The organism is Brevibacillus sp. TJ4, assembly GCF_044627595.2.
GTDB lineage: Bacteria > Bacillota > Bacilli > Brevibacillales > Brevibacillaceae > Brevibacillus.
Map to the genome: position 1 here is coordinate 1,584,197 of NZ_CP185865.1, position 24,550 is coordinate 1,608,746.

26 protein-coding genes are annotated in these 24,550 nt (G+C 54.0%); 22 read left to right on the plus strand and 4 right to left on the minus strand.

The genetic code is table 11. From position 1 onward, the window contains the following. Positions 1-63: 63 nt before the first annotated feature. The 18 genes from fdhA to ACAF76_RS07670 all read left to right on the plus strand — a co-directional run bounded on the left by fdhA (position 64) and on the right by ACAF76_RS07670 (position 15,167). Positions 64-1,281, plus strand: coding sequence for a formaldehyde dehydrogenase, glutathione-independent (gene fdhA / locus ACAF76_RS07585; RefSeq protein WP_400163324.1), 1,218 nt, complete (start codon positions 64-66; stop codon positions 1,279-1,281). Between the two features lie 165 nt (positions 1,282-1,446). Continuing rightward, positions 1,447-2,088 (plus strand): GntR family transcriptional regulator, encoded by a 642-nt coding sequence (locus tag ACAF76_RS07590; RefSeq protein WP_400163325.1) that lies wholly within the window; start codon positions 1,447-1,449, stop codon positions 2,086-2,088. Positions 2,089-2,380: 292 nt separating this feature from the next. After that, positions 2,381-2,812: a heme-binding protein gene (locus tag ACAF76_RS07595; RefSeq protein WP_400163326.1), complete on the plus strand. Its 432-nt coding sequence runs from the start codon at positions 2,381-2,383 to the stop codon at positions 2,810-2,812. Next, positions 2,809-3,732 carry a DUF1932 domain-containing protein gene (locus ACAF76_RS07600; RefSeq protein WP_400163327.1) on the plus strand — a complete coding sequence of 308 codons (924 nt, stop codon included), beginning with the start codon at positions 2,809-2,811 and terminating at the stop codon, positions 3,730-3,732. Before ACAF76_RS07595 ends, ACAF76_RS07600 begins: the two co-directional genes overlap by 4 nt. Next, complete coding sequence (locus ACAF76_RS07605) at positions 3,716-5,074, plus strand: aromatic ring-hydroxylating dioxygenase subunit alpha (RefSeq protein ID WP_400163328.1); 1,359 nt, start codon at positions 3,716-3,718, stop codon at positions 5,072-5,074. Before ACAF76_RS07600 ends, ACAF76_RS07605 begins: the two co-directional genes overlap by 17 nt. Positions 5,075-5,099: 25 nt before the next feature. Beyond that, positions 5,100-5,600 carry a 3-phenylpropionate/cinnamic acid dioxygenase subunit beta gene (locus tag ACAF76_RS07610; protein ID WP_400163329.1) on the plus strand — a complete coding sequence of 167 codons (501 nt, stop codon included), beginning with the start codon at positions 5,100-5,102 and terminating at the stop codon, positions 5,598-5,600. A 66-nt stretch (positions 5,601-5,666) separates the two neighbouring features. Further along, a complete protein-coding gene (locus ACAF76_RS07615) occupies positions 5,667-6,686 on the plus strand; it encodes a TRAP transporter substrate-binding protein (RefSeq protein WP_400163330.1) in 1,020 nt (339 codons plus the stop codon). Positions 6,687-6,717: 31 nt separating this feature from the next. Beyond that, positions 6,718-7,251, plus strand: coding sequence for a TRAP transporter small permease (locus tag ACAF76_RS07620; RefSeq protein ID WP_400163331.1), 534 nt, complete (start codon positions 6,718-6,720; stop codon positions 7,249-7,251). Between the two features lie 3 nt (positions 7,252-7,254). Next, entirely contained in the window at positions 7,255-8,529 is a 1,275-nt protein-coding gene (locus ACAF76_RS07625) for a TRAP transporter large permease (protein WP_400163332.1), read from the plus strand. Positions 8,530-8,675: 146 nt separating this feature from the next. Further along, entirely contained in the window at positions 8,676-9,065 is a 390-nt protein-coding gene (locus ACAF76_RS07630; RefSeq protein ID WP_400163333.1) for a RidA family protein, read from the plus strand. A 42-nt stretch (positions 9,066-9,107) separates the two neighbouring features. Further along, positions 9,108-10,070: a hypothetical protein gene (locus ACAF76_RS07635; RefSeq protein WP_400163334.1), complete on the plus strand. Its 963-nt coding sequence runs from the start codon at positions 9,108-9,110 to the stop codon at positions 10,068-10,070. A 45-nt stretch (positions 10,071-10,115) separates the two neighbouring features. Further along, complete coding sequence (locus tag ACAF76_RS07640; RefSeq protein ID WP_400163335.1) at positions 10,116-10,922, plus strand: alpha/beta fold hydrolase; 807 nt, start codon at positions 10,116-10,118, stop codon at positions 10,920-10,922. 43 nt (positions 10,923-10,965) lie between these two features. Beyond that, a complete protein-coding gene (locus ACAF76_RS07645) occupies positions 10,966-11,709 on the plus strand; it encodes a PIG-L deacetylase family protein (RefSeq protein ID WP_400163336.1) in 744 nt (247 codons plus the stop codon). Next, positions 11,706-12,407, plus strand: coding sequence for a 4-carboxy-4-hydroxy-2-oxoadipate aldolase/oxaloacetate decarboxylase (locus ACAF76_RS07650; protein ID WP_400163337.1), 702 nt, complete (start codon positions 11,706-11,708; stop codon positions 12,405-12,407). Before ACAF76_RS07645 ends, ACAF76_RS07650 begins: the two co-directional genes overlap by 4 nt. Continuing rightward, entirely contained in the window at positions 12,408-13,169 is a 762-nt protein-coding gene (locus ACAF76_RS07655) for an SDR family NAD(P)-dependent oxidoreductase (protein ID WP_400163338.1), read from the plus strand. A 259-nt stretch (positions 13,170-13,428) separates the two neighbouring features. Further along, positions 13,429-14,172 (plus strand): FadR/GntR family transcriptional regulator, encoded by a 744-nt coding sequence (locus tag ACAF76_RS07660; protein WP_400163339.1) that lies wholly within the window; start codon positions 13,429-13,431, stop codon positions 14,170-14,172. 123 nt (positions 14,173-14,295) lie between these two features. After that, a complete protein-coding gene (locus ACAF76_RS07665; RefSeq protein ID WP_400163340.1) occupies positions 14,296-14,640 on the plus strand; it encodes a YolD-like family protein in 345 nt (114 codons plus the stop codon). 245 nt (positions 14,641-14,885) lie between these two features. Then, positions 14,886-15,167: a hypothetical protein gene (locus tag ACAF76_RS07670; protein WP_400163341.1), complete on the plus strand. Its 282-nt coding sequence runs from the start codon at positions 14,886-14,888 to the stop codon at positions 15,165-15,167. Between the two features lie 112 nt (positions 15,168-15,279). Here ACAF76_RS07670 and ACAF76_RS07675 read toward each other — a convergent pair whose 3' ends face one another. Further along, complete coding sequence (locus ACAF76_RS07675; RefSeq protein ID WP_400163433.1) at positions 15,280-15,654, minus strand: NucA/NucB deoxyribonuclease domain-containing protein; 375 nt, start codon at positions 15,652-15,654, stop codon at positions 15,280-15,282. A gap of 271 nt (positions 15,655-15,925) precedes the next feature. Here ACAF76_RS07675 and ACAF76_RS07680 point away from each other — a divergent pair, with 271 nt between their 5' ends. Beyond that, positions 15,926-17,521: an amidohydrolase gene (locus tag ACAF76_RS07680; RefSeq protein WP_400163342.1), complete on the plus strand. Its 1,596-nt coding sequence runs from the start codon at positions 15,926-15,928 to the stop codon at positions 17,519-17,521. 94 nt (positions 17,522-17,615) lie between these two features. On the opposite strand, the gene ACAF76_RS07685 is transcribed toward ACAF76_RS07680, so the two are convergent. After that, the gene (locus ACAF76_RS07685; RefSeq protein WP_400163343.1) at positions 17,616-18,527 is read right to left on the minus strand and encodes a DMT family transporter; all 912 of its coding nucleotides are present in this window, start codon (positions 18,525-18,527) and stop codon (positions 17,616-17,618) included. A 143-nt stretch (positions 18,528-18,670) separates the two neighbouring features. Here ACAF76_RS07685 and ACAF76_RS07690 point away from each other — a divergent pair, with 143 nt between their 5' ends. Then, complete coding sequence (locus ACAF76_RS07690; RefSeq protein ID WP_400163434.1) at positions 18,671-19,549, plus strand: LysR family transcriptional regulator; 879 nt, start codon at positions 18,671-18,673, stop codon at positions 19,547-19,549. On the opposite strand, the gene ACAF76_RS07695 is transcribed toward ACAF76_RS07690, so the two are convergent. Beyond that, positions 19,550-20,293 carry a TIGR02206 family membrane protein gene (locus ACAF76_RS07695; RefSeq protein WP_400163344.1) on the minus strand — a complete coding sequence of 248 codons (744 nt, stop codon included), beginning with the start codon at positions 20,291-20,293 and terminating at the stop codon, positions 19,550-19,552. Positions 20,294-20,721: 428 nt separating this feature from the next. Here ACAF76_RS07695 and ACAF76_RS07700 point away from each other — a divergent pair, with 428 nt between their 5' ends. Then, positions 20,722-22,281, plus strand: coding sequence for a PTS sugar transporter (locus tag ACAF76_RS07700; protein WP_400163345.1), 1,560 nt, complete (start codon positions 20,722-20,724; stop codon positions 22,279-22,281). Positions 22,282-22,347: 66 nt separating this feature from the next. On the opposite strand, the gene ACAF76_RS07705 is transcribed toward ACAF76_RS07700, so the two are convergent. Then, on the minus strand, positions 22,348-22,857 hold the full coding sequence (locus ACAF76_RS07705) for a Gmad2 immunoglobulin-like domain-containing protein (protein WP_400163346.1): 510 nt from the start codon (positions 22,855-22,857) through the stop codon (positions 22,348-22,350). Positions 22,858-23,014: 157 nt separating this feature from the next. Here ACAF76_RS07705 and aspA point away from each other — a divergent pair, with 157 nt between their 5' ends. Further along, the gene (gene aspA, locus ACAF76_RS07710) at positions 23,015-24,439 is read left to right on the plus strand and encodes an aspartate ammonia-lyase (RefSeq protein ID WP_400163347.1); all 1,425 of its coding nucleotides are present in this window, start codon (positions 23,015-23,017) and stop codon (positions 24,437-24,439) included. Positions 24,440-24,550: the final 111 nt, after the last annotated feature.

Genomic DNA, 24,550 nt, shown 5'->3' on the forward strand with positions numbered 1-24,550 from the left:
AAGATATGAGGACGAGTGGAGACGTTACCATGTACTGATTCCAAAAATTACGGGGGTATGGAAATGGCGGGAAACAGAGCGGTTGTGTTCAAAGGTCCAGGCCAGGTCGCAGTGGAGGACATCAGCTATCCCGATCTTGTCTTGCGGGACGGACCGGGAGTCAATCCACTCAATGTAGGGAGAAAATGCGATCACGGAGTCATTTTGAAAGTGGTCACGACCAACATATGCGGAAGCGACCAGCATATGGTGCGGGGACGCACTACCGCACCACCGGGATTGGTATTGGGCCATGAGATTACGGGCGAAGTCATCGAAGTCGGACGCGATGTGGAGTTTATCAAAAAAGGAGACCTGGTCTCCGTGCCGTTTAATATCGCGTGCGGGCGTTGCCGCAGCTGCAAGGAGAGGGATACGCACATATGTGAAAATGTGAACCCGGATCGTCCTGGCTCGGCTTACGGGTATGTCGACATGGGGGGATGGGTCGGCGGACAATCCGAGTACGTAATGGTCCCGTATGCAGACTTCCAATTGCTGAAGTTTCCGGACAAAGAGCAAGCGATGGAAAAAATCCTCGACCTGACCATGCTGTCCGACATTTTCCCGACCGGCTATCACGGCGCGGTCAGTGCCGGGGTAAAACCGGGCTCGACCGTATACGTCGCAGGAGCAGGTCCGGTTGGGTTGGCGGCAGCTCACTCCGCACAGTTGCTGGGAGCAGCCGTGGTGATCGTCGGGGATTTGAACGAGGAGCGATTGGCACAGGCGAGAAGCTTTGGCTGCGAAACCGTGAATTTGCGGAATCATCCCAACTTGGGCGAGCAGATCGAAGCAATCCTGGGAGTGCCTGAAGTGGATTGCGCGATCGACTGCGTCGGATTCGAAGCCTCCGGTCACGGTCCGTCTGCGGGTGAGGCTCCGGCTACAGTGCTGAACTCGATCATGGAAGTGACACGCGCGGGAGGAAGACTGGGTATCCCCGGACTGTACGTAACCGGCGATCCGGGAGGCGTGGATGACGACGCCAAGGTCGGAACGCTGAAAATTCGCCTCGGATTGGGATGGGCGAAGGCACACACGTTCGTGACGGGCCAAACGCCGGTAATGAAATACCACCGCGATCTGATGATGGCGATTTTGAGCGGCCGCGCGCAAATCGCCAAGGCTGTCAACGCGACGCTCATCTCGCTGGATCAGGCTCCGGCCGCCTACGCCGAATTCGATGGCGGAGCATCGAAAAAATTCGTCATCGACCCGCATCAGTCTGTCAAACGATAATAGTGATAGCGGAAATGAGAGTATTCGTGCGAATATTCTCATTTTCCGCTCTGTAAGAACAATTGAAAAATTTTGTTGACAATGATGCAAATTGTCCTTTACAGTGATTGTAGAACATTATTGTTAAACGTATTTGCATTTTATTCCATATGGAGTTGTCAAACGATGAGTCTACAAACAGAAGCTGCTTATAAATACATCAAAGAAAGAATTCTTGACGGGACGTACAAGCCCTCCCAAAAACTGATTGAAGCGCAACTGTCCGAAGATGTAGGGGTCAGCCGCAACACAATCAAAAAAGCGCTCTTGATGCTGCAAAGGGAAAATCTGGTTGAGCTGGAGAGCAACAAGGGAGCGACGATCAAGTCCTACTCCATGGATGAAATCATCAATTACCTGGAAATCCGTGAAGTGCTGGAGGGACTCGTCGCCCGCAATGCCGCGAATAAAATTACCGATGCCGATCTGCAAACACTCGGAGAATTGATGCAGCAGATGAAGCAGCATATCGAGGAAAACGAATTCGAGAAATACTCCCAGTTGAATCAGAAGTTTCACGAAATCATTTACACCGCTTCCAAAAACAAGCCAGCAGTCGAGCTGATTCATATCATTAAAAACCAGCTTAGCAGAATCCAGTTCCGGACGATTTTGGTACCGGGGCGCAATCAGGAGTCGCTGAAAGAACACATCCGGATTTACGAAGCGCTGCAAACGAGAAACGAAAAAGAAGCAAGCGCAGCGATCGAGCAGCATATCCGGGCGATCCAGAAGGTCATCGTGCAAAATTATCAATTTCTCCAGTAAATACAGTAGAGTAGCCCGTTTTCATTCTCTGCTCCATTTTACGACACGCAGGGAAGAACGGCGTGTTTTCCCGCTTTGCCCAAAATCAGATTGCAAGCAATATCATTCAGGTTGCCAGAAAAAATGGCAGCCTTTTTTGTATTGAATAATCTAACAATTTCAAATCTTCATTGTTGACACAAAATGAGAGGCAAATTATACTAAAATGGAATACAAAAATGTTAATCAATTATGCGTACCATTTTGCTTTTTTGATTTTTGGGGAAGATTCCCGATGGGAGAGGGGAAGAGAATGGAAGCAATCCATGAAAAACCGACGCTGCCACAGAGAATGGCCCTGCACATGCTAATGGCAGCATGCGAGAAGGCAAAGGAAATGGGCATCAAAGTCAGCGTGGCGATCTGTGACGACGGCGGAAATTTGAAAGCGTTTTCGAGGGTGGGCGGGGCCAGCTTGCTAAGTGTCGAGATTTCGCAAAACAAGGCATATACCGCAGCCGCATCGGGAAGACCGACCGCTGACTGGTATCCGCTGATCGAGAAGGACCCGGCACTCCTTCACGGAATCGTCCACACCAATCGGCTGACGATCTTCGGTGGCGGCTTGCCGATCTACATACAGGAAAAACTGGTTGGAGGCATCGGGGTGTCCGGTGCAAGTTCGCAGGAAGACGTACATTGTGCTGAAGCCGCGCTTTCGGTGCTGGGAGGAGCCAATCTATGAGCGCTCCTCGATTGGGATTCATCGGATTTGGCGAAGCTGCCTTTTACATCAGCGCCGGCTTGGCTCACGAGGGGTTCTCGCCGATGTACGCGTTTGATATTGTGGCGGAAGACCCCGACAAAGGAAAGCAGATCAGAGAGAGGGCGAAGACTGCAGGCGTACATCTCTTCCCGAGCTTGCAGGAACTGACGGAAACATGTGATGTGCTGCTCTGTGCTACCAGCGCCAAGCTGGCCATCGGCATCGCCAAAGAGGTCGCTCCGCTCATTCGCCGCGAGCACATCTATGTCGATCTGAATGCAGCGTCGCCCAAGGTGAAAACAGAAGTGTGTGCGATTATCGGTGAAGCCGGCGGCTTGCCTGTCGATGGCGCAGTTATGGATGCAGTTCCGCCGCACGGACACAAGGTTCCGATGTTCGTCAGCGGCCCAGGCGCTGCCGATTTCAAGACGCGGATGCAGCCTTACGGGATGAACATTACTGCAATCAATGAGCAGGCGGGCAGCGCTTCCTCTATCAAAATGGTGCGGAGCATCTTTATGAAGGGCTTTACCTCCTTGCTGGTAGAGACATTGACCGCAGCGCACCGATCCGGGATCGAGCGCGAGATTGTTGCCTCCATTTCCAAGACATTCGGCAGTCAGCCGATGGAAGCATTGATGAATCTGCTGTTGACCCGTACCGCTATACACGCGGAGCGCAGGGTGGCAGAGATGACCGACGTGATCGAGACGCTGCGCGACAACAATCTGGAGCATGCGATGTCCCGGGCTGCCAGGGATACGCTGCAGCACCTCGTCGATCTCGGCGTAAAGGAATACTTTGACTCCACGCGTCCGGACCACTATCTGCAAGTTATAGAAGCGATCTCCATGCTGAAAACGAAAACGGGGGGTAGAGCGGATGACGCGCAAGCATGATGTAAAAAACGGGATCAGGGAAGAACTGTTCCGGGAAATCAAGGAAAAACTCGAGCAAGGACTGTTTCCTCAGTGGATGGTGACCGATCCTGATATTTACGAACTGGAAGTAGACAAAATATTCGGACGAACATGGCAGTATTTGGGGCACGAATCAGAGTTGAAGGAACCCGGCGATTACGTGACGAGGTGGTTGATGGACGATCCGGTGCTGCTGGTGAAAAACAAAAAAGGGGAAATCAACGCGTTTTTAAATTCATGCTCCCATCGCGGCACGCATTTGTGTACGGCCGACCTGGGCAATCGCAAGACATTCACGTGTCCGTTCCACGGCTGGAGCTACAACACGGACGGCGAGCTGATTGGAGTCGTGGCCGGAGACAAAGTATTTGGCGACAAACTGAACAGGGCGGAGTGGAATTTGCGGAAAATCCCCCGCGTGGAGACGTACAAGGGAATGATTTTCGGAAATCTGGATGAACAGGCGATGCCGCTGGAGCAGTACCTGGGTGAGCTGAGCTGGTATCTCGATTTGTTCCTCGGACGCAGTGACGGCGGCATGGAAGTGATTGGGGCGCCGCAGCGCTGGGTGGTCCATACCAACTGGAAGATGGCTGCCGAGAACTTCGGGGGAGATCCCTATCATGTCGCTACTACGCACAAATCTACGGTGGAGCTTGGCATCAGCCCAAAGGACCCGTTCTACTCCAGCTACGGTCACCAGGTCAAACTCAACCACGGACACTGCGTCAACGTCAGTACTGTCGTTCCCGGTCTGAACATGCCTCCTTACCAGGGCTTGCCGGAAGAGATGTGGCCCATGTTTGAAAGAAACCTGACCGAAGATCAACTGAAGGTGTACAAGGAAGCGGTCGTAATCGTCGGCACCTGCTTTCCCAACCTGTCGTTCCACTGTCCTGTCCACGGCAGTGAAGGGCATTTGCACAACTACTTGACACTGCGCATCTGGCGGCCGATTGCACCGGATAAAATCGAGATCTGGGCCTGGTTTTTGATCGACAAGGCTGCCCCGGAAGCGTACAAGACGAGTGCCTACAAAGGCTATGTGGCCTCTTTCGGTCCCTCGGGCACGCTGGAAGCCGACGACACGGAAATCTGGACGCGCGTGGCAAAGGCGAGCAAAGGCAAAATGGCCCGCGACAGGGAGCTCACGTACAACAATGTGCTCAATTACATGATGGGAATGGACAAGATCGAACCGGACGAAGCCTGGCCTGGTCCCGGAGTTGCCTATCCATCCTGCTATGTGGACTACGCCTTGCGAGGGATGCATCAGTATTGGCTGGAGCTGTTGACTGCGGAGTACGAGGATGAATTGTGATGTGGAAGTCTTGGGGGGAAAAGCGATGAACATGCAACTACATTACGAGGTTACCCGATTTTTGACCCGTGAAGCGCGCCTGCTCGACAATCGGCAGTTCGAGGATTGGCTGGAGCTGTTGACCGATGATGTGGTGTATCGCATGCCGGTACGCATGACGAGAGAATCGAAGGACCCGTCAGGCAAGGACAACGCCATGGCCTACTTTGATGAGAGCAAGAAATCACTGACGACACGGGTAAAAAGATTGCGCACCAATTCGGCGTGGGCCGAAGACCCGCCTTTGCATACGCGGCATTTTGTCTCCAATATCGAAGTGGAGCCAGGCGACAAGCCGGATGAGCTGAATGTATGCAGCTACTTTTTGACGAAGCGCAGTAGAGGTGTCGATCACAACGTCGAGCAGATTTTCGGAGAGCGGCTCGATATACTACGCAAGGTCGACGGAGAATGGAAGCTTGCCGCTCGCCGCGTATACCCGGATCAATCAATTCTGACAGTGATGAATCTCAGCATGTTCCTGTAACCGTTTACGAAATCGTTTATGCCCTGCTATGGGCTTACAGAAAAACAATAGAGGGGGATTATGGCCATGAAAAAAAGAACAGGTATGGTTTGGGGAGTATGTCTGGGCATCGCTTTGGTGCTGTCGGGTTGTGGACAGTCGACCGGTTCACTTGGAGGAGAGGGAGGTACGCGCACGTTCAAAGTGGCGCACAGCGGCGGCGCATCGCATGTACACGGCAAAGCGATGGTTGTGTTTCAGGAAGAGGTGGAAAAGCGCTCCAACGGGCGGATCAAGGTGGAAACGTACCCGGAGTCATCGCTGGGGACGGACGCAGAGGTCATGCGCCAATTGAAGTCCGGCTCCCTCGATATGGGCATTGTGATCTCGGCGGAACTGGCGAATCACTCTTCCAGCTTTAACGCCTGGCTCATGCCGTTTCTCTTTACTGATGCCTCGCAAGCCTACGAAATGGGCAATACCGAAGAAGCGAAAGCGCTATTCGACACTTTGGGCGATGCTGGTGTAGATTCACTGGGGTATTTGGTCGTAGAAATGCGAGATGTTCTGTCCAAGGATGCCGTCATTTCGGACATCAACCAGTTGAAAGGCGTCAATATTCGCGTGACCCCAAGCCCGGCCATCGTGGACTTTTGGAAATCGTTTGGTGCCAATCCGACTCCGGTCGATTTTGCCGAAGTGTTCAGCGCGTTCCAGACAGGGGTCATCAACGCATTGGATTCTGGCCCTACCGGCGTCGTAAACAGCCGTTTCCACGAGATCGGCAAGTATTACACCGAGACGCAGCATATGGCGTTTACGTCGGCTGGGCTGGTCAGCGAACAGGTGTGGAGTCAGCTATCGGAGGAAGATCAGCAGATCATCCAGGAGTCGTTCGAAGTGGCGAGAAAAAGCAATATCGACACGTACAACGAGATCGCCCAGGAGAGCGTAAAGACGATGCAGGATCAGGGTGTGACCTTTGGCAAGCTGGAGCGCAACGCCGATTTTGACAACGCCCTGCAACAATTCCTGAACAGCTATACACAGAACGATGACAAGATCAAGGCATTTGTCGAGAAGGCACGACAAATTTCCGGGCAGTAACGGTTTGCAGCGAGCGGAAGGGGCTGGTGTTGTGGGATTGGTTCAGACGGTGATTGCAAAAATCAGTCATGGATGTGAACGGGTAATCAGGCTATTTATCCAGGTCAGCGTCGGGGTTCTGATCCTCGACCTGAACATTTCCGTTTTCTTTCGGTATGTTCTGCAGGAGCCGATAGTCGGAACCCAGGAAATTGCACTGGTGCTCCTCGGTTGGATCACGTTTTTGGGGGCATGCCTGAGCGTGCGGAATCATTCGATGGTAGCAGTGACCTTTTTCGTAGAGAAGTTCGGCGCGTATCAGGTGGTTGCGCGGATCGCGTCACAACTGCTCATCTTCGGCTTTTCGATTTGCTTTTTCATCTATGGCTATCTCTGGGTAACCTCTCCGAGCGTGCTGCAAATTACCATGCCTGCCCTGCAAATCCCGGTGTGGATCAGCTATTCGATCATCCCTGTTTCGATGCTGATTACGATGGTGTTTACGATTGACAACATTGTCAGGCTGCTCGCCGAGTGGAAAGGACAGGCAAACCGACCCGAACAAAAACAGGAAGCGGAGATGTGATGGATGCTGATCGTAATAGCGGTATTTTTGGGGTTACTCGTCTTGGGCGTACCGATTGCATACGTGCTGGGCATCAGCTCGATCGTCTATATCGTTTCCAGTGACATGGGGCTCTTTGGCTCGGCGCCGATGCGGGTTTTTCAGGGAGTGCAAAATTTCGGGCTGCTGGCGATTCCGCTGTTTGTATTCGTGGGGGAACTGATGAATTCCGGCGGCATCTCGACGCGCCTCGTCCGTTTTACCAATGTCGTGCTCGGACATTTTCGCGGCGGACTGGCCTACGTAAATATCGCCACGAACATGTTTCTCGCTTCCATCCTGGGCTCCGCCAACGCCCAGACGGCGATGATGAGCAGAGTCATGGTACCGGCCATGGAGAAGGAGGGATACAAACGGGAATTCAGCTCGGCAGTGACTGTCTCTTCCTCGCTGCTCGGTCCGATTATTCCGCCAAGCCTCGTATTCATCATCTACGGCGTCATCTCGGAAACGTCCATTACCAGGATGTTTTTGGCGGGGGTGATCCCAGGGATCGTGCTGGCGGTCAGTTTTATGCTGTTAATTTATGTTATTGCCATAAAAGAGAATTTCCCCAAAGCAGAGAAGGCTACGTCCAGACAGGCGTTTCGCGCCTTGCTTGAGGTGATTCCGGCATTGCTGATCCCGCTGGTGATCCTGGTCGGGATTCTCACCGGGGTATTTACGGCGACCGAGTCAGCAGCCGTCGCTTCGCTGATCGCCTTTTTCGTCGGTTTCTTTTTTTACCGCGAACTAAAGCTCAAGGATTTGCCGAAAATTTTGATTGATACGGCACTCAATTCTGCCACGGTGACATTTATCGTTGCAATGGCGAGCCTGTTGGGGTGGATTTTGGCATTTGAGAGAGTACCCAATGCCATCGGCGATTTTCTGATCTCCTTTTCCGACAGTCCCTACGTATTTTTATTCATACTGAATATTTTGCTGCTGATCGTCGGCATGTTCATGGATGGTATCGCTGCGATGATCATTCTCGTTCCGATCCTGCTTCCCGTAGCGTTGAACCTGGGGATCGATCCTGTCCACCTGGGGATTATTATCTGCATTAACCTGACGATCGGTTTGATTACACCGCCAGTGGGAACGGCGCTATTTATCGCATCGTCAATCAGCGAAATCAGAATGGAGACGCTGACCCGTTCGCTCATCCCGTTTATCATTGTCGCCTACGCGGTGCTGCTGTTGATCACGTACATTCCCGCGATTACGCTGACGGTTCCGCAACTGTTCAGCGGTTGACCGGGTCATGGTGGAATCGTTTGACAATTTGAAACATTCTTTATTGACATGCCGAAACGTAAAATGTACACTTTATATAGAAACAAAATTGTTTAACAATTTTGCTCAAACAAATTAAGTCGACTAGAATGACACGGGGTGATGAGATGTCCTATCGAAAAAGTATCGAAATTCCGGGGGTTACGCATGGCACGACACCGATTCCCCAGGGAGCGAAGCTCGGTCGAATGGTTTTTTCCTCCGGCATTGCAGGGATTGACCCGCGAACAGGGACGATTCCCGATGATCCGGCGGAGCAAGTAAGGCTTGTGTTCCAACACGTTCGCACATTTATGGAGGAGGCAGGGGGAAGTCCGGAGCATATCGGGAGAATGACCGTGTACATCAAAAACGAGGAAGTTCGGGATCTGGTCAACGAGGAATGGGTGAAGATGTTTCCCGACCCGTCGAGCCGGCCAGCGCGGCATTCGCCGATAGCAGACTTGCGGCGGGGAGCGCTTGTGCAGGCTGAAATCATCGCTGTTTTGCCTGAATAATCAATCTTTTTTGGATGACAAACGAATGGGAGGTAATTGAGCATGGCAAAAATTGTACTGGGCATTGGTTCGTCACATAGCCCCCAGGTGAGCAGTCCGGCGGAGGTATGGTCGATGCACGCGGACCGCGACCGCTTGAATCCCGATACGAATTTCGAAGAACGCGCCAAAGAGATCGGCCACACCCTCCAGGACCAGCTATCGCCGGAGCTGTGGCAAAAAAAGTACGAGCAGTGCAATGCCGCAGTCGAATATTTGAACAAGGAAATTCTCGCCGCCAAGCCCGATCTTCTGGTGGTGGTCGGCGATGACCAGGAGGAGCTTTTCCTCGACGAAGCCAAGCCGACGTTTGGCGTGTTTTGCGGGACTGAACTGAAAGACTTCCCCGTCAAGCTGGAAGACCTGCATCCATCGCTGCGCCCTGTCATCTGGGCCTGGCATACAACCGATGAGACCGAATCTTATCCGACCGATAGCGATTTGGGTACGCACATTATCGAAGAAATGATGATCGAGGGATTCGATGTCGCCCAAAGCAAAACCCAGATCGAAGGCCGCTCCATCGGTCATGCGTACACCTTCGTCAAACGCCGCCTTTTGTCCAATCAATCGATTCCGATGGTTCCTGTCTTTGTCAATTGCTTTTACAAACCGAACCAGCCGACGCCCAAGCGTTGCTACGAATTCGGCCAGGCACTCAGACGGGCGATCGAATCGTGGGGCGAGGACAAGCGTGTGGCCATTATCGGTTCAGGTGGGCTTAGCCATTTCAAGCTGGATGAAAAACTCGACGAGCTCGTCATAGAAGGATTGAAGAAGAAAGATCCGGAGATTTTGAAACATGTGCCGAGAGAAAAACTGGAGGGAGCCTCCGGGGAAATTCTCAACTGGATCGTGGCTGCCGGCGCATTGGAGCATTTGAACGTAGATTACCTGGAGTACCTCTCCGGCTACCGCTCTCCTGCAGGTACCGGTGTGGGGATGACGTTTGCAGTCTGGAAGTAAGCGTCAGACATCGGTATCGATCAAAAGAAGAGCAGGAGGGGTACGGTGGAAATCAAGGAACAACGCGTCGATCTTAGTCACGGCACTACGTATTACATGGAAGCAGGCCAGGGGGAGCCGGTCATCCTGCTTCACGGCGTCGGCTTTTATACCGGCGGTGACTACTGGCTGGAGAACATGAAGGAGCTGGGCAAACACTTCCATGTCTACGCTCCCGACTTCGTTGGCTGGGGGAGGGGCGATCGGCTTGCGGTCGAATACTCATTTTCCTACCTCGCAGATTTTATTAGGGAATTTCAGGATGCCTTGGGCATTTCATCGGCACACATCGTAGGTCACTCGATGGGAGGCTGGGTGGCAACTCTTTTTGGCTATGAAAGTCCGGAGCGGGTGCGGACGTTGACCGTGGCTTGCGGTGGCGGGATGTCGACCCGTACGTTGTCGACGATGACCGCTTTTACTCCGCCCAGCTACGAACAGATTTTGCAGCATGTGCGCGATACGACTGCGTTGGAGAGCGTGGCTGCCGAGGAGACAGCCAAGCGTTGGTACGAGCGGACACTGCTTCCGGGTGCGCTGGACGCGTATCAAAAAATCTTGAATCACATGAACCAGCCACTGCACAGGGCGAGGTACAACCTGCAGCGACGATTGCCTTATATCGCGCGGCCGACGCTGATCCTCTGGGGAGCAAAAGATGCTGTCAACGATCTGAGCATGGGCGAGCTTATGCATTCGCTCATTCCGAAGTCCGAGCTGGTTGTCCTGCCATGCGGTCATTTTTTGCCAAGTGAGGCGCCACAGGCGTTCAATGAACAGCTCATTTCATTTATCCACAGACATAAGGACTAATTATGCTGCCGCAATGACTCAAAAGGTGAAGGAGACAGTAGCTATGTCCAATAACAATTCAAAAACGATTACGGTTGTCAGCGCTCATTCTGCGGACTTTATCTGGCGTGCGGGCGGAGCGATTGCGCTCTACCACGATCTCGGCTATCAGGTGCGGGTGTTGTGTCTGTCTTTTGGGGAACGCGGGGAGTCCGCGCGATTGTGGAAAAACGGAAAAAACCTGGATGAGATCAAACAGGTACGCCGTTCAGAGGCGGAGCAGGCAGCGGAAATTCTCGGTGCCAAGGTTCGTTTTTTTGATGCCGGCGATTATCCGCTCCAGCCGACTGCGGAATTGCGGGATGGAATCGTCCAGGAATTTCGGGAGCATCAGCCCGAGATCATCCTGACGCACTCGCTGGAAGACCCGTATAACTACGATCACAAGCGTACGACTGACTTTGTCCTGGAATGCCGGATTCTCGCCCAGGCAGAAGGCTATCCGTCGCAGCACGGGATACTCGGTGCCCCGCCCGTGTTTTTGTTTGAACCGCATCAGCCCGAGCAATGCAACTTCAAGGTCGATGTATTGCTCGACATTACCTCGGTGTTCGAGCGAAAACGCAAAGCGATGGAGTGCATGAACGCGCAGGAGCATTTGTGGGAGTATTACACCGAGCTGGCGAGACGCCGTGGCATGCAGGCGGGTCGAAACTCGGGCAGCGCAATCAATATCTCGGGCAGCACGATCAAGTATGCGGAAGCGTTTCAGCGGGTGTACCCGTATGTAGGAGGATTGCTCGTATGAAACCAGTGATCGTGATGAATGCAGAGCGGGCCGATCGCGACGCCGTGGAACTGCTGAAAGCCTACGGTACGGCTACCGTGCACGAAGCAATGGATCGCAGCGGACTGATGCATCCGTATCTTCGACCCATCTACGATTCCGCGCGGATGTGCGGGACCGCCGTTACGGTGTCGTGCCACCCCGGCGACAATCTGATGATTCACGCAGCGATGGAAATGTGTAAGCCGGGCGATGTTCTCGTGATCACCGTCACGTCGGAGTCGACGGACGGCATGTTCGGCGAACTGCTCGGTGTGTCGGCACAGGCACGCGGTGTGCAAGGGCTAGTCATCGACGCAGGTGTGCGGGATACGACCGAGCTGACAGAATTGCAATTTCCGGTATGGGCAAAAGCGTTTTCGGCAAAAGGCACGGTCAAGGCGACCCCGGGTTCGGTCAATATACCGGTCGTCTGTGCCGGTGCGATCGTGCATCCGGGTGATGTCGTGATCGGTGACAGAGACGGCGTCGTCGTTGTGCCGAAAGCGCATGCTGCAGCAGTGGCTGAGGCAGCACAGGGGCGTACGGAGCGCGAGGAAAAAGTCAGGGAGCGCCTCGCCAATGGCGAACTCGGGCTGGATATATACGGTCTGCGGGAAAAACTGCGCTCACTCGGCGTTGTGTATGTAGATCACCACACGGACAAGGTGGAACGATAAATGAAGCGTGGCAATCAGATTAGTTGGGTTACCGGAGCGGCGGGCGGCATCGGACGGGCCATCAGTGAAAAGCTGGTGGAGCAAGGCAGCCATCTGATTATTAGCGACCTGCACGCAGACGGACTGCAGCGACTGGCGGAACAGCTTTCTACCTCCGGCTTAGAAGTTTTGGCTCTCCCGCTGGATGTGTCGGACCCGTATGCGGTGGCGGAGGGGTCACAGTACATAAAGAGGCACTTCGGCACATTGCATCATCTCATCAACAACGCTGGCATCTCTCCCAAAGCGGCGAACGGACCGATTCCCTTTCAGGACATTTCCCTTGAGGAGTGGAACCGGGTGATCGCTGTCAACCTGACAGGGCCTTTTCTTTGCAGCAAAGCCGCACTGGAGATGATGGTGGAAAACGGGACGGGTTCGATCGTCAATATTTGCTCGCAAGCGGCCCGCACGCACAGTCCGGTTACTTCCGCGCATTATGCAGCCAGCAAATCAGGGCTGTTGGGGTTGAGCCGCAAGCTCGCCGGCGAGTACGGTCCCTCAGGCATCCGCGTCAATGTAGTCATCCCGGGGCGGATTGACACGCCGATGACGCAGAGTGTGGATGAGGAGTTGAGTCGCCAGGCGGCACTGCGGACACCGCTGCGGCGTATTGGCCAGCCCCATGAAGTAGCCAATGCCGTCGCCTTCCTCGTCTCGGATCAGGCAAGCTATATCAATGGAGCCGTTTTGGATGTCAACGGCGGGAGCCTGATGCTGTAGCGAATATCATACGTATAGCCGACACGACAGTGGCTGCTCCGGGCGACAGGTTCGCCGGGCAGACCGCTGTTGTCTTTTTTGTGCAGGTTTGACAATCAACTTATTACATTATAATATTACCAAATGATAGGGTATCGGGCTTTTCTCCGCCCAGAAAATGAATGGCGCGTATTTTGGAACCACGATGACGCTCGTCCGTCATTACGATAGATCAGCCTGTCCATCGTCAAAACATTCCGACAGAAAAAGGAGCCTCTGTATGTCACTACAAAACCTAAGCGACCAGTTACTGCATGAGTTGGGTCGTCAGATCGTTCATGGCGTCTTGCAGCCGGGGCAATCGCTCCCCAAGGTGGAAGACCTCAGTGCCATGAAAGGAGTAAGCCGTACCGTTGTACGTGAGGTGTTAAAAAGTTTGGCTGCACGCCGGCTCATTGAATCGACGACAAAAATTGGCACAAGAGTCTGTCCGCGCTCGAATTGGCAATGGTGGGACCGGGATGTCCTGACCTGGGCATCCGAAGTCGAGGACAACCACGCGTTTTTGACGAATCTGACGGAGGTCAGACTGGCGCTGGAGCCAGCCGCGATGGAATTGGCTGCGCGCAATGCGACGGAGCAGGACATTCAGCATATCCAGGAATGTTTTGAGCGGCTGCAAGCCTCGCTTGACGATGAAGAAGAGTGGGTGAAGGCCGACTACGACTTCCATCTCAGCTTGATCCAGGCGTCCAACAACGAACTGATCATCAGCTTGCTGCAGACGTTGCGGCTGGCGCTGGAGCGAAGCCGCCATACGACCTTTCATGCCATCAGGCAAAGTCCGGCAGAGCCTTTTCCAGGACCGAATGAAGAGATTCTGGATCGGCACAGGGCGGTCATGCAGGCGATCTGTGACAAGGACGGGGCGCTTGCCCGCCAAAAAATGTACGAACTGCTCACCCGCGTCTCCCAGTTGATCACGACGAATCAGCAAGGAAAAACGAAGAAAAGCAAATACTAGGCCTGTCTCCCCCTCCCTCTGCTGGCAGTATCCGCCAACCGGAGGGTATTTTGTTGCTGTTGATAAAACAGCAACAGCGGCATATAATAAGAACATAAGTTCGCTTGTAAAGAAGGGGAGCATATGCCAAGCAAAAAGGATGATCTGTTCGCCTCGATGCGTTTTGTCTTGCCCGAGCAAAAAGAGGCCTACCTGGAGTATGTGGCGGATTTGCAATTGATCCCGCAGCCTCTGCTGGAAGCCGATGAGATCGAGGAAATCCAGCAGACGATCCGCGAGAGCATCCATTTCGGCCAGGCGATTCGCGTGAGCTGGTGGAGACGGACAAAGGGTGAGCTCGGCGTCGCCGAAGAAGCGTGGGGCTGGGTGCGCAAAATCGATCCCTACCAGGGGCAAATCAAGCTGGTCCATGACGAAGAGGTGCACTGGATCAAGCTGGATCAACTGCTGCGGGTACAGACCGTCTAGGCAGCCGTCAAGAAAATACTGGACACCGCCTCATTTTGCCGGGGCAAGCCGCAAAAAACAACGTGCCGCGGTGAAAGTGCCCCGCGCGATCACGAGGCGCCATGAGGAAAGCAAAAATTGAACAAAATCAGCGCTTTTTCGCGTAATCCGGCTTACTGTGGATTTTGCCGGAAAGGGTGTTTCCTTGTATCGTTAGGGTATCTTTTTCATACAGATAGCTGATGATAGGACAAAGGAGATTGTACATGCTCGCACAGGAAATGGGTGTCATTTTCACCAAGCACGCCGATTTGATTACTTCCAAATGCTGGGCGGAATTTTTGCGACAACTGGAAGGCAAAGGGTTGTACTTGGTCATTGAGACGGATACGGTGGGACGGGTGATGAGTCCGTTGGGCGGTCTGATGCCGATGCCGTCAAAAGAAGAGACGCTCCATATTATGACCGAAGACGATTTGCGGCAGCGGGGATTGCCGCCGGGACACCACATCGTAAACCGACGTACAGAAAAGAACGGCATCTCGTAAGCGACTGTGATGCCACACGAATAAACCCCCTCTCGCAAAAAACGTGCGCGGAGGGGGTTTTTGTCGTGTTTGCGGGATCAGGACGGCCCGCTTTTTGTGTCAGGAAAAGACGTTACTCATTGACGACGAAGCGCACCCGCGTGCCATCCGGGTAATCCTCCAGTTGATTGGAGACCCATGCTCCGGCCCCCCGGTTGTCGGAGGGATCGATATAGGAGACGCTTGCGCCTTCTCCTCCTTCCGCACACATCGCCATCGGCCACTCGTCACGGTCATAACCGGGTTTGGTCGGGATGCCGCGCAGCGATTCATCGCGGTTTTCTTCGGCTCCGCTGCGGTCGATTGTGCATACTTCAGAATGACCCTTGGCAATCGCTTCGCGAATATGCGCGGCTGTCTCGGGATAGCGGTCAGCCGGGAATTCGAGCAGCAGCTCGGCCGTTGCCGCAGGAACATCCTGTAGGGGCGGCTGTTCCTGGCCAAACAGGTAGGAACAGATGGCGATCACGACAGCGATCAGGAAGACGAGCAGTTTGTTCGGTTGTTGTTTTCGCTTCTTTCGTTTCTTGCGCACGATTCGGTTCTCCTTATGTCCAACACAGTTGAAAATATTTTAGCTACTTTTTCCAATTATACGCAATTCGACAGCAGATGATCAAACTTTTCCTGTCGAGGAAGGAATATGACGGGCACGAGACAAATAAGAACAAGATGATCCCGGAACGCGTGACCGGAGGCTGGAGAAAAGGGGCGTAAGGATGAGCACAACGATTTTTACAAACGGCAAGATTTACACGGGGGACCCGGACCATCTGTTTGTGCAAGCAGTGGTCGTCAAGGATGGGCTGGTGCACGATCTGGGCAGCGATGCCGACATGCGGCTGCAATGGGGGAGAAGCGATGCCACGATCATCGACCTGCAAGGCCGGACGGCCACAGCCGGACTGATCGACAGCCATCTTCACCTGGGCTGGCTGGGAATGTCGTTTTTGCATTTGGACTTGCGGCAGGCAAGGTCAAAGGATGAGATGCTGGGGCTGATCAAGCAAAAGGCGGATGAGACGGCACCTGGAGAGTGGATCGTCGGGTTTGGCTGGGACGAAAATCTGTTCAAAGACGGACGGATTCCGACGATCGAGGAGCTGGACCGCGTGGCACCGCACTGTCCGATCAAGCTGTCACGCATTTGCGGACATGCCAACCTGGTGAACAGCAAAACCTTTGAAGTGATTGGCTACCATGAGGGAATCGCAGTGCCTGCCGGCGGCGTCGTCGAGCTCGATCCGGCGACCGGCAAACCGACGGGAATGTTGCTGGAAACAGCCTCCAACCTGGTCAAGCCGCACATCCCCAAACCGGACTACGACAAGCACAAGAACGCACTGCGCCACTCTATCCGCTATGCGCTGGAGCACGGGCTGACCGGGGCGCACACCGAAGATTTGCGGGAACTGGGTGGGCTTGCGAGAACCTACCGGCTCTACGACGAGCTGATCAACCAGGAGGGCCTGGCGCTGCGCTGCAATTTGCTCGTCTTTTACCAGTTTATGGACGAACTGCGCGAACTGAACATGAGAGCCGGCTACGGCAACAGCCATGTGCAGGTTGGCGCAGTAAAAATCTTTGCCGACGGCGCACTCGGACGGCGCACCGCGTACTTGTCTGCCCCCTATGCCGACGATCCTGCAACCAGCGGCTATCCGGTACACGAGCAGGAGGAGCTGACCGAGATCGTCAGAGGGGCGCGCAGCCTGGACATGCCGATCGCGGTTCATACGATTGGCGACAAGGCGCTGGAGATGGTGCTGGACAGCCTGGACCAGTTTCCGGCGGTGGCGTATCGCGACCGGCTGATCCACACGCAAATCGTCCGTCCCGATCTGCTGGAGCGTTTGCAGCATCCGAACAGAATCGCGGATATCCAGCCGCGCTTTTTGGCTGGCGACTTCCCTTGGGTGATCGACAGGGTGGGAGAAGAGCGTATCCGCTATTCCTATATCTGGAAGACGATGATGAAGCAGGGGATCATTTGCGCGGGAGGCTCGGACACGCCTGTCGAGCCGATCGATCCGCTTCTCGGGATTCACGCAGCGGTGACGCGCAAGGCTCCGGGCGAGGACCACGCCGGCTATATGCCCGAAGAAAAGCTGACGATGGAAGAAGCGATCCAGTTGTTTACGCTCGGAGGAGCGACCGTAACCAACGAAGACCACGTGAAAGGAACGCTGACTCGCGGGAAGTTTGCCGATATGACGGTCTATTCCCACGATTTGTTTACGATGGACCCGGATGAGCTGTTGGAGACAAAAGCGATGATGACGGTAATTGGCGGTAAGGTCTGCTTCAGCAGATAAGCGGCGAGTCCCCAGGCACGGCGGGGACGACATACAGAAAGTCCGGCTCTTGTGACGAGAGCCGGACTTGTTTGTTTTCCAGACACAATAGCTGCTAGACAGGCATGTTTTCCCTGGAGGCGGGCGGGATTTCCCGGCGCTTTTTGTGCGGCAGCCACCGGCTTCCATCCAGCTCGGCGATCAGCAGGCCGACGAGCACCAGCGCTGCCCCGATATATCCGCGCAAAGAAAGCATCTCGCCAAAGACGAGAAAGGCAAAGACAGCGGCGAACACAGGCTCCATGGAAAAAATGACCGCGGTATGGCTGGCGCTGGTGTAACGCTGTGCTACCGTCTGGACGATAAAGCCGATCGCGCTGCACAAGATCCCCAGGGCGAGAACAGCGACCCAGGCCACACCGCTTTCTGGCAACCGCGGCGTTTCCAGCAGGAAAGAAAACAGCAAGGCGAACACAGCGGTGAAGCCGAGCTGGTAGACTCCGAGCTGGAGGGGATCGCTATGGCCTGCCCACCTGCCAGTGACGAGGATGTGACTGGCGTAAAACAGGGCGCCAGCGATACACAAGGCATCTCCTTCGCTCATTTGCAGGCTGCTGGAGAGTGTCATCAGGGCGATTCCCAGCAATGCGGTACAGGCTCCGGCAAAGACGCGGGCAGGCGGTTTGGCACCGAGGAAAACGGAGAGCAGGGGGACAAAGATGACCGTCAGACTGACCAAAAAGCCAGCCTGCGACGCAGTCGTGCTTTTGATCCCGGTCGTAATCGTAGCGAACACGCCAAACAACAGGCCGCCCAATACAAACGCCTGGAGGAGCGTCTTGCCTTCCGGTCGTTTGATCCGTGGGTACAAAAGCGGGAAGGCGAGAAAAAAAGCGAGCAAAAATCGCAAGGCAATCAGATTGAACGGCTCCAAGTCGCCGAGTCCCAGCTGCATGAAGACGTAGGAAGACCCCCAGAATAGGGTGACGACAAGCATGGCGAGATCAGCTTTTAGCTGCGGTTTCATAGACACTCTCCTGTTCGTGCATGGGCTGCAAGCGGGCGGGCAAAGTGCTTGCTACGTTGACTAGTATACGGCTATGATGTGAATAAGAAAAATGAATGTTTATGATGATTTGCATGAATCAAATTCATGGTGGGGTGACGAGGGTGAGTCTGCACAAATACGCCATTTTTGCGACGGTGGTAGAGTCGGGCAGCTTGACGAGGGCTTCCGAGCAGCTTGGATTGACGCAATCTGCGGTCAGCCATGCCTTAAGTAGCCTGGAGCAGGAGTTTGGCTTCTCGATCCTGATGCGCAGCCGTTCGGGGGTGCGCGTCACCAGCAACGGAGAGCGAGTGCTCGCCTACATGCGCGAGATGCTGCGCTTGCAGGAGCAGATGCAGCAGGATGTAGCGGCGATCAACGGCTTGCAGACAGGGAATGTGCGGATCGGCACCTTTACCAGCGTGTCCACACAATGGCTTCCGGGTATCCTCAAAGCGTTCCAGGATCGCTATCCGGGAGTGGAGGTGACATTGTGCGAAGGCTACTACGACGAGATCGAAGAGTGGGTGTGCGGTGGAGAAGTCGATGTAGGCTTTGTCTCCCTGCCCACGGCTGTCGCCTGTGATTGCCAGCCGCTGAAAAAAGACCGCATGCTCCTGCTCGTCTCCTCCGACCATCCGCTGGCTGAGCAGGAGGAGGTACATGTCGAGCAATTGGCAGAGGAGCCGTTTATTATGCCGACTGTCGGCTGCGACAACGAGATTCGCCGGATTCTCCATGCTCACAAGCTGGAGCCGCGCGTCAAATTCGAGCTGGGCGACGATCACGCAATAATCGCCATGGTGGCAAACGGACTTGGGGTGAGCATTCTTCCAGAGATGATCCTGTTTCGCCTGCCTGCCTCGATCCGTGCGATTCCGCTATCCGGCGATCACTATCGTACGATTGGACTGGCCACGGCTTCCAGGGAGCAGCTGTCGCCCGCAGCGTCACGCTTTTTCGCCCAGGTACAGGAGTGGGTCAGCACTGCTGTCGATTGATCAGAGGGACGACTGTCCGGAGTAGTCGGCAGATGCTTTGTTCGCTCTGGCAAAAGGCAGATAGAGCAGCAAAAACACGGCCAGCGCCACTCCTTCCAGGGAAAGCAGGTACCAGGGATAATCCCCCAGATAGTCCAGCAGGCTTGGATTCTCTGGTTTGTGCGAGACAAACATGTAGTTTCCCCCGCTCCACTTGTTCACAGGCAGTACAATCAACAAGAGCAGGTTGAGAAAAGCTATCGACTTCCAGACAGAACACAGCCTCGGACGATACCCTTCCACCCAGGTCATGTACAAGCACGCCCAGAGAATCGCCGAATGGGCCAAGAAAAAATGAAAGAAGCGAAAGTGGGCAAACGGGTATGCCAGCTCCGGTGTCAGCATGGCTTGTGCGGCTCCGCCCAGTCCGGTAAAAAATGCAATTTCATAGACGGCAAAGCTCTTGCTACAGAGCATGATCACACAAAGGAGCAGCGAGATACTGCACAATTGCAGCGGCAGGCTGTGCGCGACCGACCATGTGTCCGTCCAGACACTCCAAAGCTGAAAGCTGACCTCCGTCAAGAGCAGCAGGCAAGCAAGCATGTAGCGAAAGACTCTTTTGGCAGTTTCAGAGTACCAAGAATGTCGATATGCATAGAGAAGTATGGTGGACGCTGAAAAGAGCAGCAAAACCAGCACATGGGAGGTGGAAAACAGACGGAATGGTTCTATGTAAGTAGGGGAAAAGAACGATTCGAGCATGACAGCCTCCTAAAAAATGGTGGGTTTAAATTCACAGAATTTTAACATAAAACGGAGTTATACATATAATGATACAGTTATAATAAATACAGATAGAGAAAAAAGAATGCACAACAGGGAAGGAGAGACGAACATGAACTTGGTTCTCACGGAGAGACTCTGCAAATCATGCCAAATTCGCCTTACCGAATTTGAAATAGAAAATAACGACGGTTTGTGCATGGAATGCTATAAGGACAGCAAGACAGAAGAACAAGAATAATAATGGATTCGGACGGCAGTCTTTCCCAAGGGAAGCTGCCGTTTTCATTTTGCCAAAACGCCCACGCTTTTTTTTTGCTCTTGAAAATCGTCCGACACTTTACTAAAGTAAATAACTAACAGAGTAACGTGTTACCAAAGTAAAATTCACCGGGGGGCAAACGAACGTGAGCAAGCAGTTGGCGATTATTGGAAGCAGCGGAGGGAATTTATACAATCTCGGGGGAAAAGACCCGATACGGTTGTTGGGCGAGATTGTCACGCAAGCAGACTCCGCCGGAATACAGATTGCGGCAATTCAGTATATTGCGGCAAAAGGCTCGATGGATATGGCCAACGAGGAGACACAGGCCCAGGTATACGCATGGGACGGCAACAAGCCGGTCGTCGTCCACGAGGGCAATCTGGCGTCGTGCAATCAGTTTGCTGCCGGTCTGGATGAAGAAATCGCGGCGCAGATTCGGGCTGGGCAGATCGATGGGCTGATCGCGATGAGCGCCGATCCTGACGGAATTAACGCTCAAGCAGTACAAGCAGCGGTGGAGAAGCAGGTGCCGATTGCCGGAACCGGCGGAACGTCGATGGCGTCGATCGGCGCAAAGGGGGCAAACCTGATCCTTGCGTCTGGTACGACGGGTACGACGAATCGCACGAGGGCGATCAGTTTTTTCACTGCATTTAGCAAACAGTGGAATCTCTCCTATCGTCCGCAGATCGGGGATGCAAAAGCCGCAGGACAGGCCTCCGCGGCGAACCCGTGGAAGCGAATCCAGATTCGCGGGATTATGATGGCGTCACTGCCTGGCTTTATCGCCCTGGCGCTGATTCTCGCGCTGAGCAAAATTCCCGGGTTGGAGATGCTCAGCGGGGTGTTTGACATATTAATCAAAGCCTTGCCGGTCGTCATCGCTGTCGTGGCAGCCAAGCAGGTGTCGGAAATGGAGGAAGTGTCGCTCGTAGCTGGCATCCTCGCGGGTGTGCTGTCAGTAGACGGAGGGATCATCGGCGGGATGCTCGGCGGGATCGGCGCAGGGCTGCTGGTCAACCTGCTGTTTCGCAAATGCATCGAATGGCGCTTTCCGACCACGACTGTCAATATTATTGCCGGGGGCGTATCGGGTCTGGTCTCCGGTTTGATCGTCTACTACTTGCTCGCTCCGATCGCCTTGCAGGCAGGGGAGTGGGTAAAGCTCTTGATCGAGGGAGCGGTCGCCTTTAACCCCGTGCTCGCCGGACTGATCGCCGGGCTGCTGATCTGGCCTGCGATTATCGGCGGGGTTTACCACGCGGCGATTTTGCCGATCGTGCTGCTTGAGATGGAGAGAACCGGAAACAGTTTTCTGGGCGCTGTGGACATGGTCGGCCTGGTCATGGTTTCCGCAGGCATTACCTTGGCCAATATCGTCTCGCCACGGGAAAAGAGCGAAGCGACGCTGGCAACACCCGGATTCCTCATCAACATGGGTTTCGGTACTTTTGTCGAAGCGGCGTATCCGTTCATGTTTTCGAATAAAATCGTGTTTGCGGGAGCGATCCTCTCTTCCGGTATTGCCGGGATGATGGTCGGCCTGTTTGACGTGCGGGGTACCGCCTATGTACCTTCGATCATGGCGCCTTTGCTCTCCAACAACCTGCTCGGCTTTATCATCGCGATGGCAAGCGGACTTGTCTGCTCCTTCCTGATTACGTTGATCGCCAATAACATCGCCAAAAGAAAAGCGGTGTAAAGCGCCTGCAAAAGCAACAGCCCCCTGATCCAAAACGGTCGGGGGGCTGTTTTTGTCCAGAACAGCTTACTGCTCAGGCAGCGGAATGACCAGTTCGTGCTGTCGGCTGCCGTCTTTGGCGCTTTCTTCAAACAGGACGAGCAAGAGCGTGGAGTTGGGTTCTGCTTTTTTCACGTTGATCGTATGCGTAAAGTCGCCCCATTCCGGTGCGCCGGCAGAAGTTTGCACAGTCCCCTCTGCCAATTCATTGTGGCCGTCTTCTACGACGTACTGAAAGACGCCTTCAAACACTTTTGCCTGTCCTTTCAGCTCAAACGCATCTTCTGCAGTCTTGCGTACCGTTACTTTTTGAAAGATTTCATTGCCATACGCCATTCCCGTCTCTGTATCGGGATCTTCAGCATTCTGATCCGGCTCCTGCGTCGGGGCAGGTGCTTCTGTCGATGGCTCGGCAGGTGTTGGCGTGCCGGTTACAGGTGGCTCTTGTACGCCCGGCTGGTCGACTGGTTCCTCCGGGCTGCTCGAACATCCGTACAACAGAACTCCAGTCAACAGAATTAGAAAGTATTTTCTCATGGCGATCCCCCGTTCAAGTTGGTGGTTGGAATATGCCGTTCTTTCCGTTATGACGTGAAAATGAAGAAGAAGTTACAAGAAAAGGCGTTTTTCTGATTTTCTGTGGTAGAATGGTGGTGAATGCTACCATCACTACGAAGAAAGCTGGTCGAACTATATGGAACAACAAGCGTTTCGTGTCGAAAAGGATTTTCTCGGTGAAAAGGAGATTCCGGTTAATGCGTATTACGGTGTACAAACCATGCGTGCGATGGAGAACTTCCCGATTACTGGCTACCGACTCCACTCTTCGCTGATCGTTGCCATGGCAATGGTGAAAAAGGCGGCAGCACTGGCCAACATGGAAGTATCCCGCTTGAATCCGCGCTTGGGCAACGCAATTGTAAGCGCTGCAGAGGAAATTATCGAAGGAAAATGGCATGATCAGTTCATCGTCGATCCGATCCAGGGAGGAGCGGGAACGTCGATCAACATGAATGCCAACGAAGTGATAGCCAATCGCGGACTGGAGCTGTTGGGAGAGAAGAAAGGCGACTACTTCCACCTCAGCCCCAATACGCACGTCAATATGTCGCAATCTACGAATGACGCATTTCCTACAGCGATCCACATTGCGACCTTGACCCAATTGGACAAGCTGCTCGTGACTATGGAAACGATGCGCGATGCCTTTGGGCGCAAGGCGCAGGAATTTGACGACGTGATCAAAATGGGCCGGACGCACTTGCAGGACGCAGTGCCAATCCGTCTCGGCCAGGAATTTGAGGCGTATCGCAGGGTACTCGATCGCGACATCAAACGGATTTCCCAATCCCGCCAACATCTGTACGAGATCAACATGGGTGCGACTGCGGTGGGAACCGGATTGAACGCGGACCCGCGCTACATCGAGGTCGTCGTCAGCAAATTGGCGGAAATCAGCGGACAGCCGCTGACGAGAGCCGAGCATCTCGTCGATGCCACGCAAAACACGGACGCCTATACCGAGGTGTCGGCGGCGCTCAAGGTATGCATGATGAACATGTCCAAAATCGCCAACGACCTGCGACTGATGGCATCCGGACCGCGCGCCGGACTGGGAGAAATCTCGCTGCCCGCCCGCCAGCCGGGGTCGTCGATCATGCCGGGGAAAGTAAATCCGGTCATGGCCGAAGTAATCAATCAGGTGGCGTTCCAGGTAATTGGAAACGACCATACCATCTGCCTGGCTTCGGAGGCAGGGCAACTGGAACTGAATGTCATGGAGCCGGTACTCGTCTTCAATCTGCTGCAATCGATCAGCATTATGGACAATGGCTTTAGAGCCTTTACCCAATACTGCCTGGTCGGCATCGAAGCCAACCGCGAGCGGATGAAGGAGTACGTGGAAAAAAGCGTCGGCGTCATTACGGCAGTCAACCCGCACCTGGGTTATGAGACAGCCGCACGAATCGCCCGGGAAGCGATCCTGACGGGCAAATCCGTGCGCGAGCTGTGCTTGCAGTACAACGTCCTGACGGAAGAAGAGCTCGACCTGATCCTCGATCCATACGAGATGACGCATCCCGGGATCGCCGGAGCGACCTTGCTCGAACGACCATAATCGATAAAAACTCCTGCTCTTGCTTCGTCAAGATCGCGGGAGTTTTTTTGTTCAGCGGTCAAAACGGGATGCCGCGAATACGCGATTGCCCATCCGAGCCGAGCCCAGGCG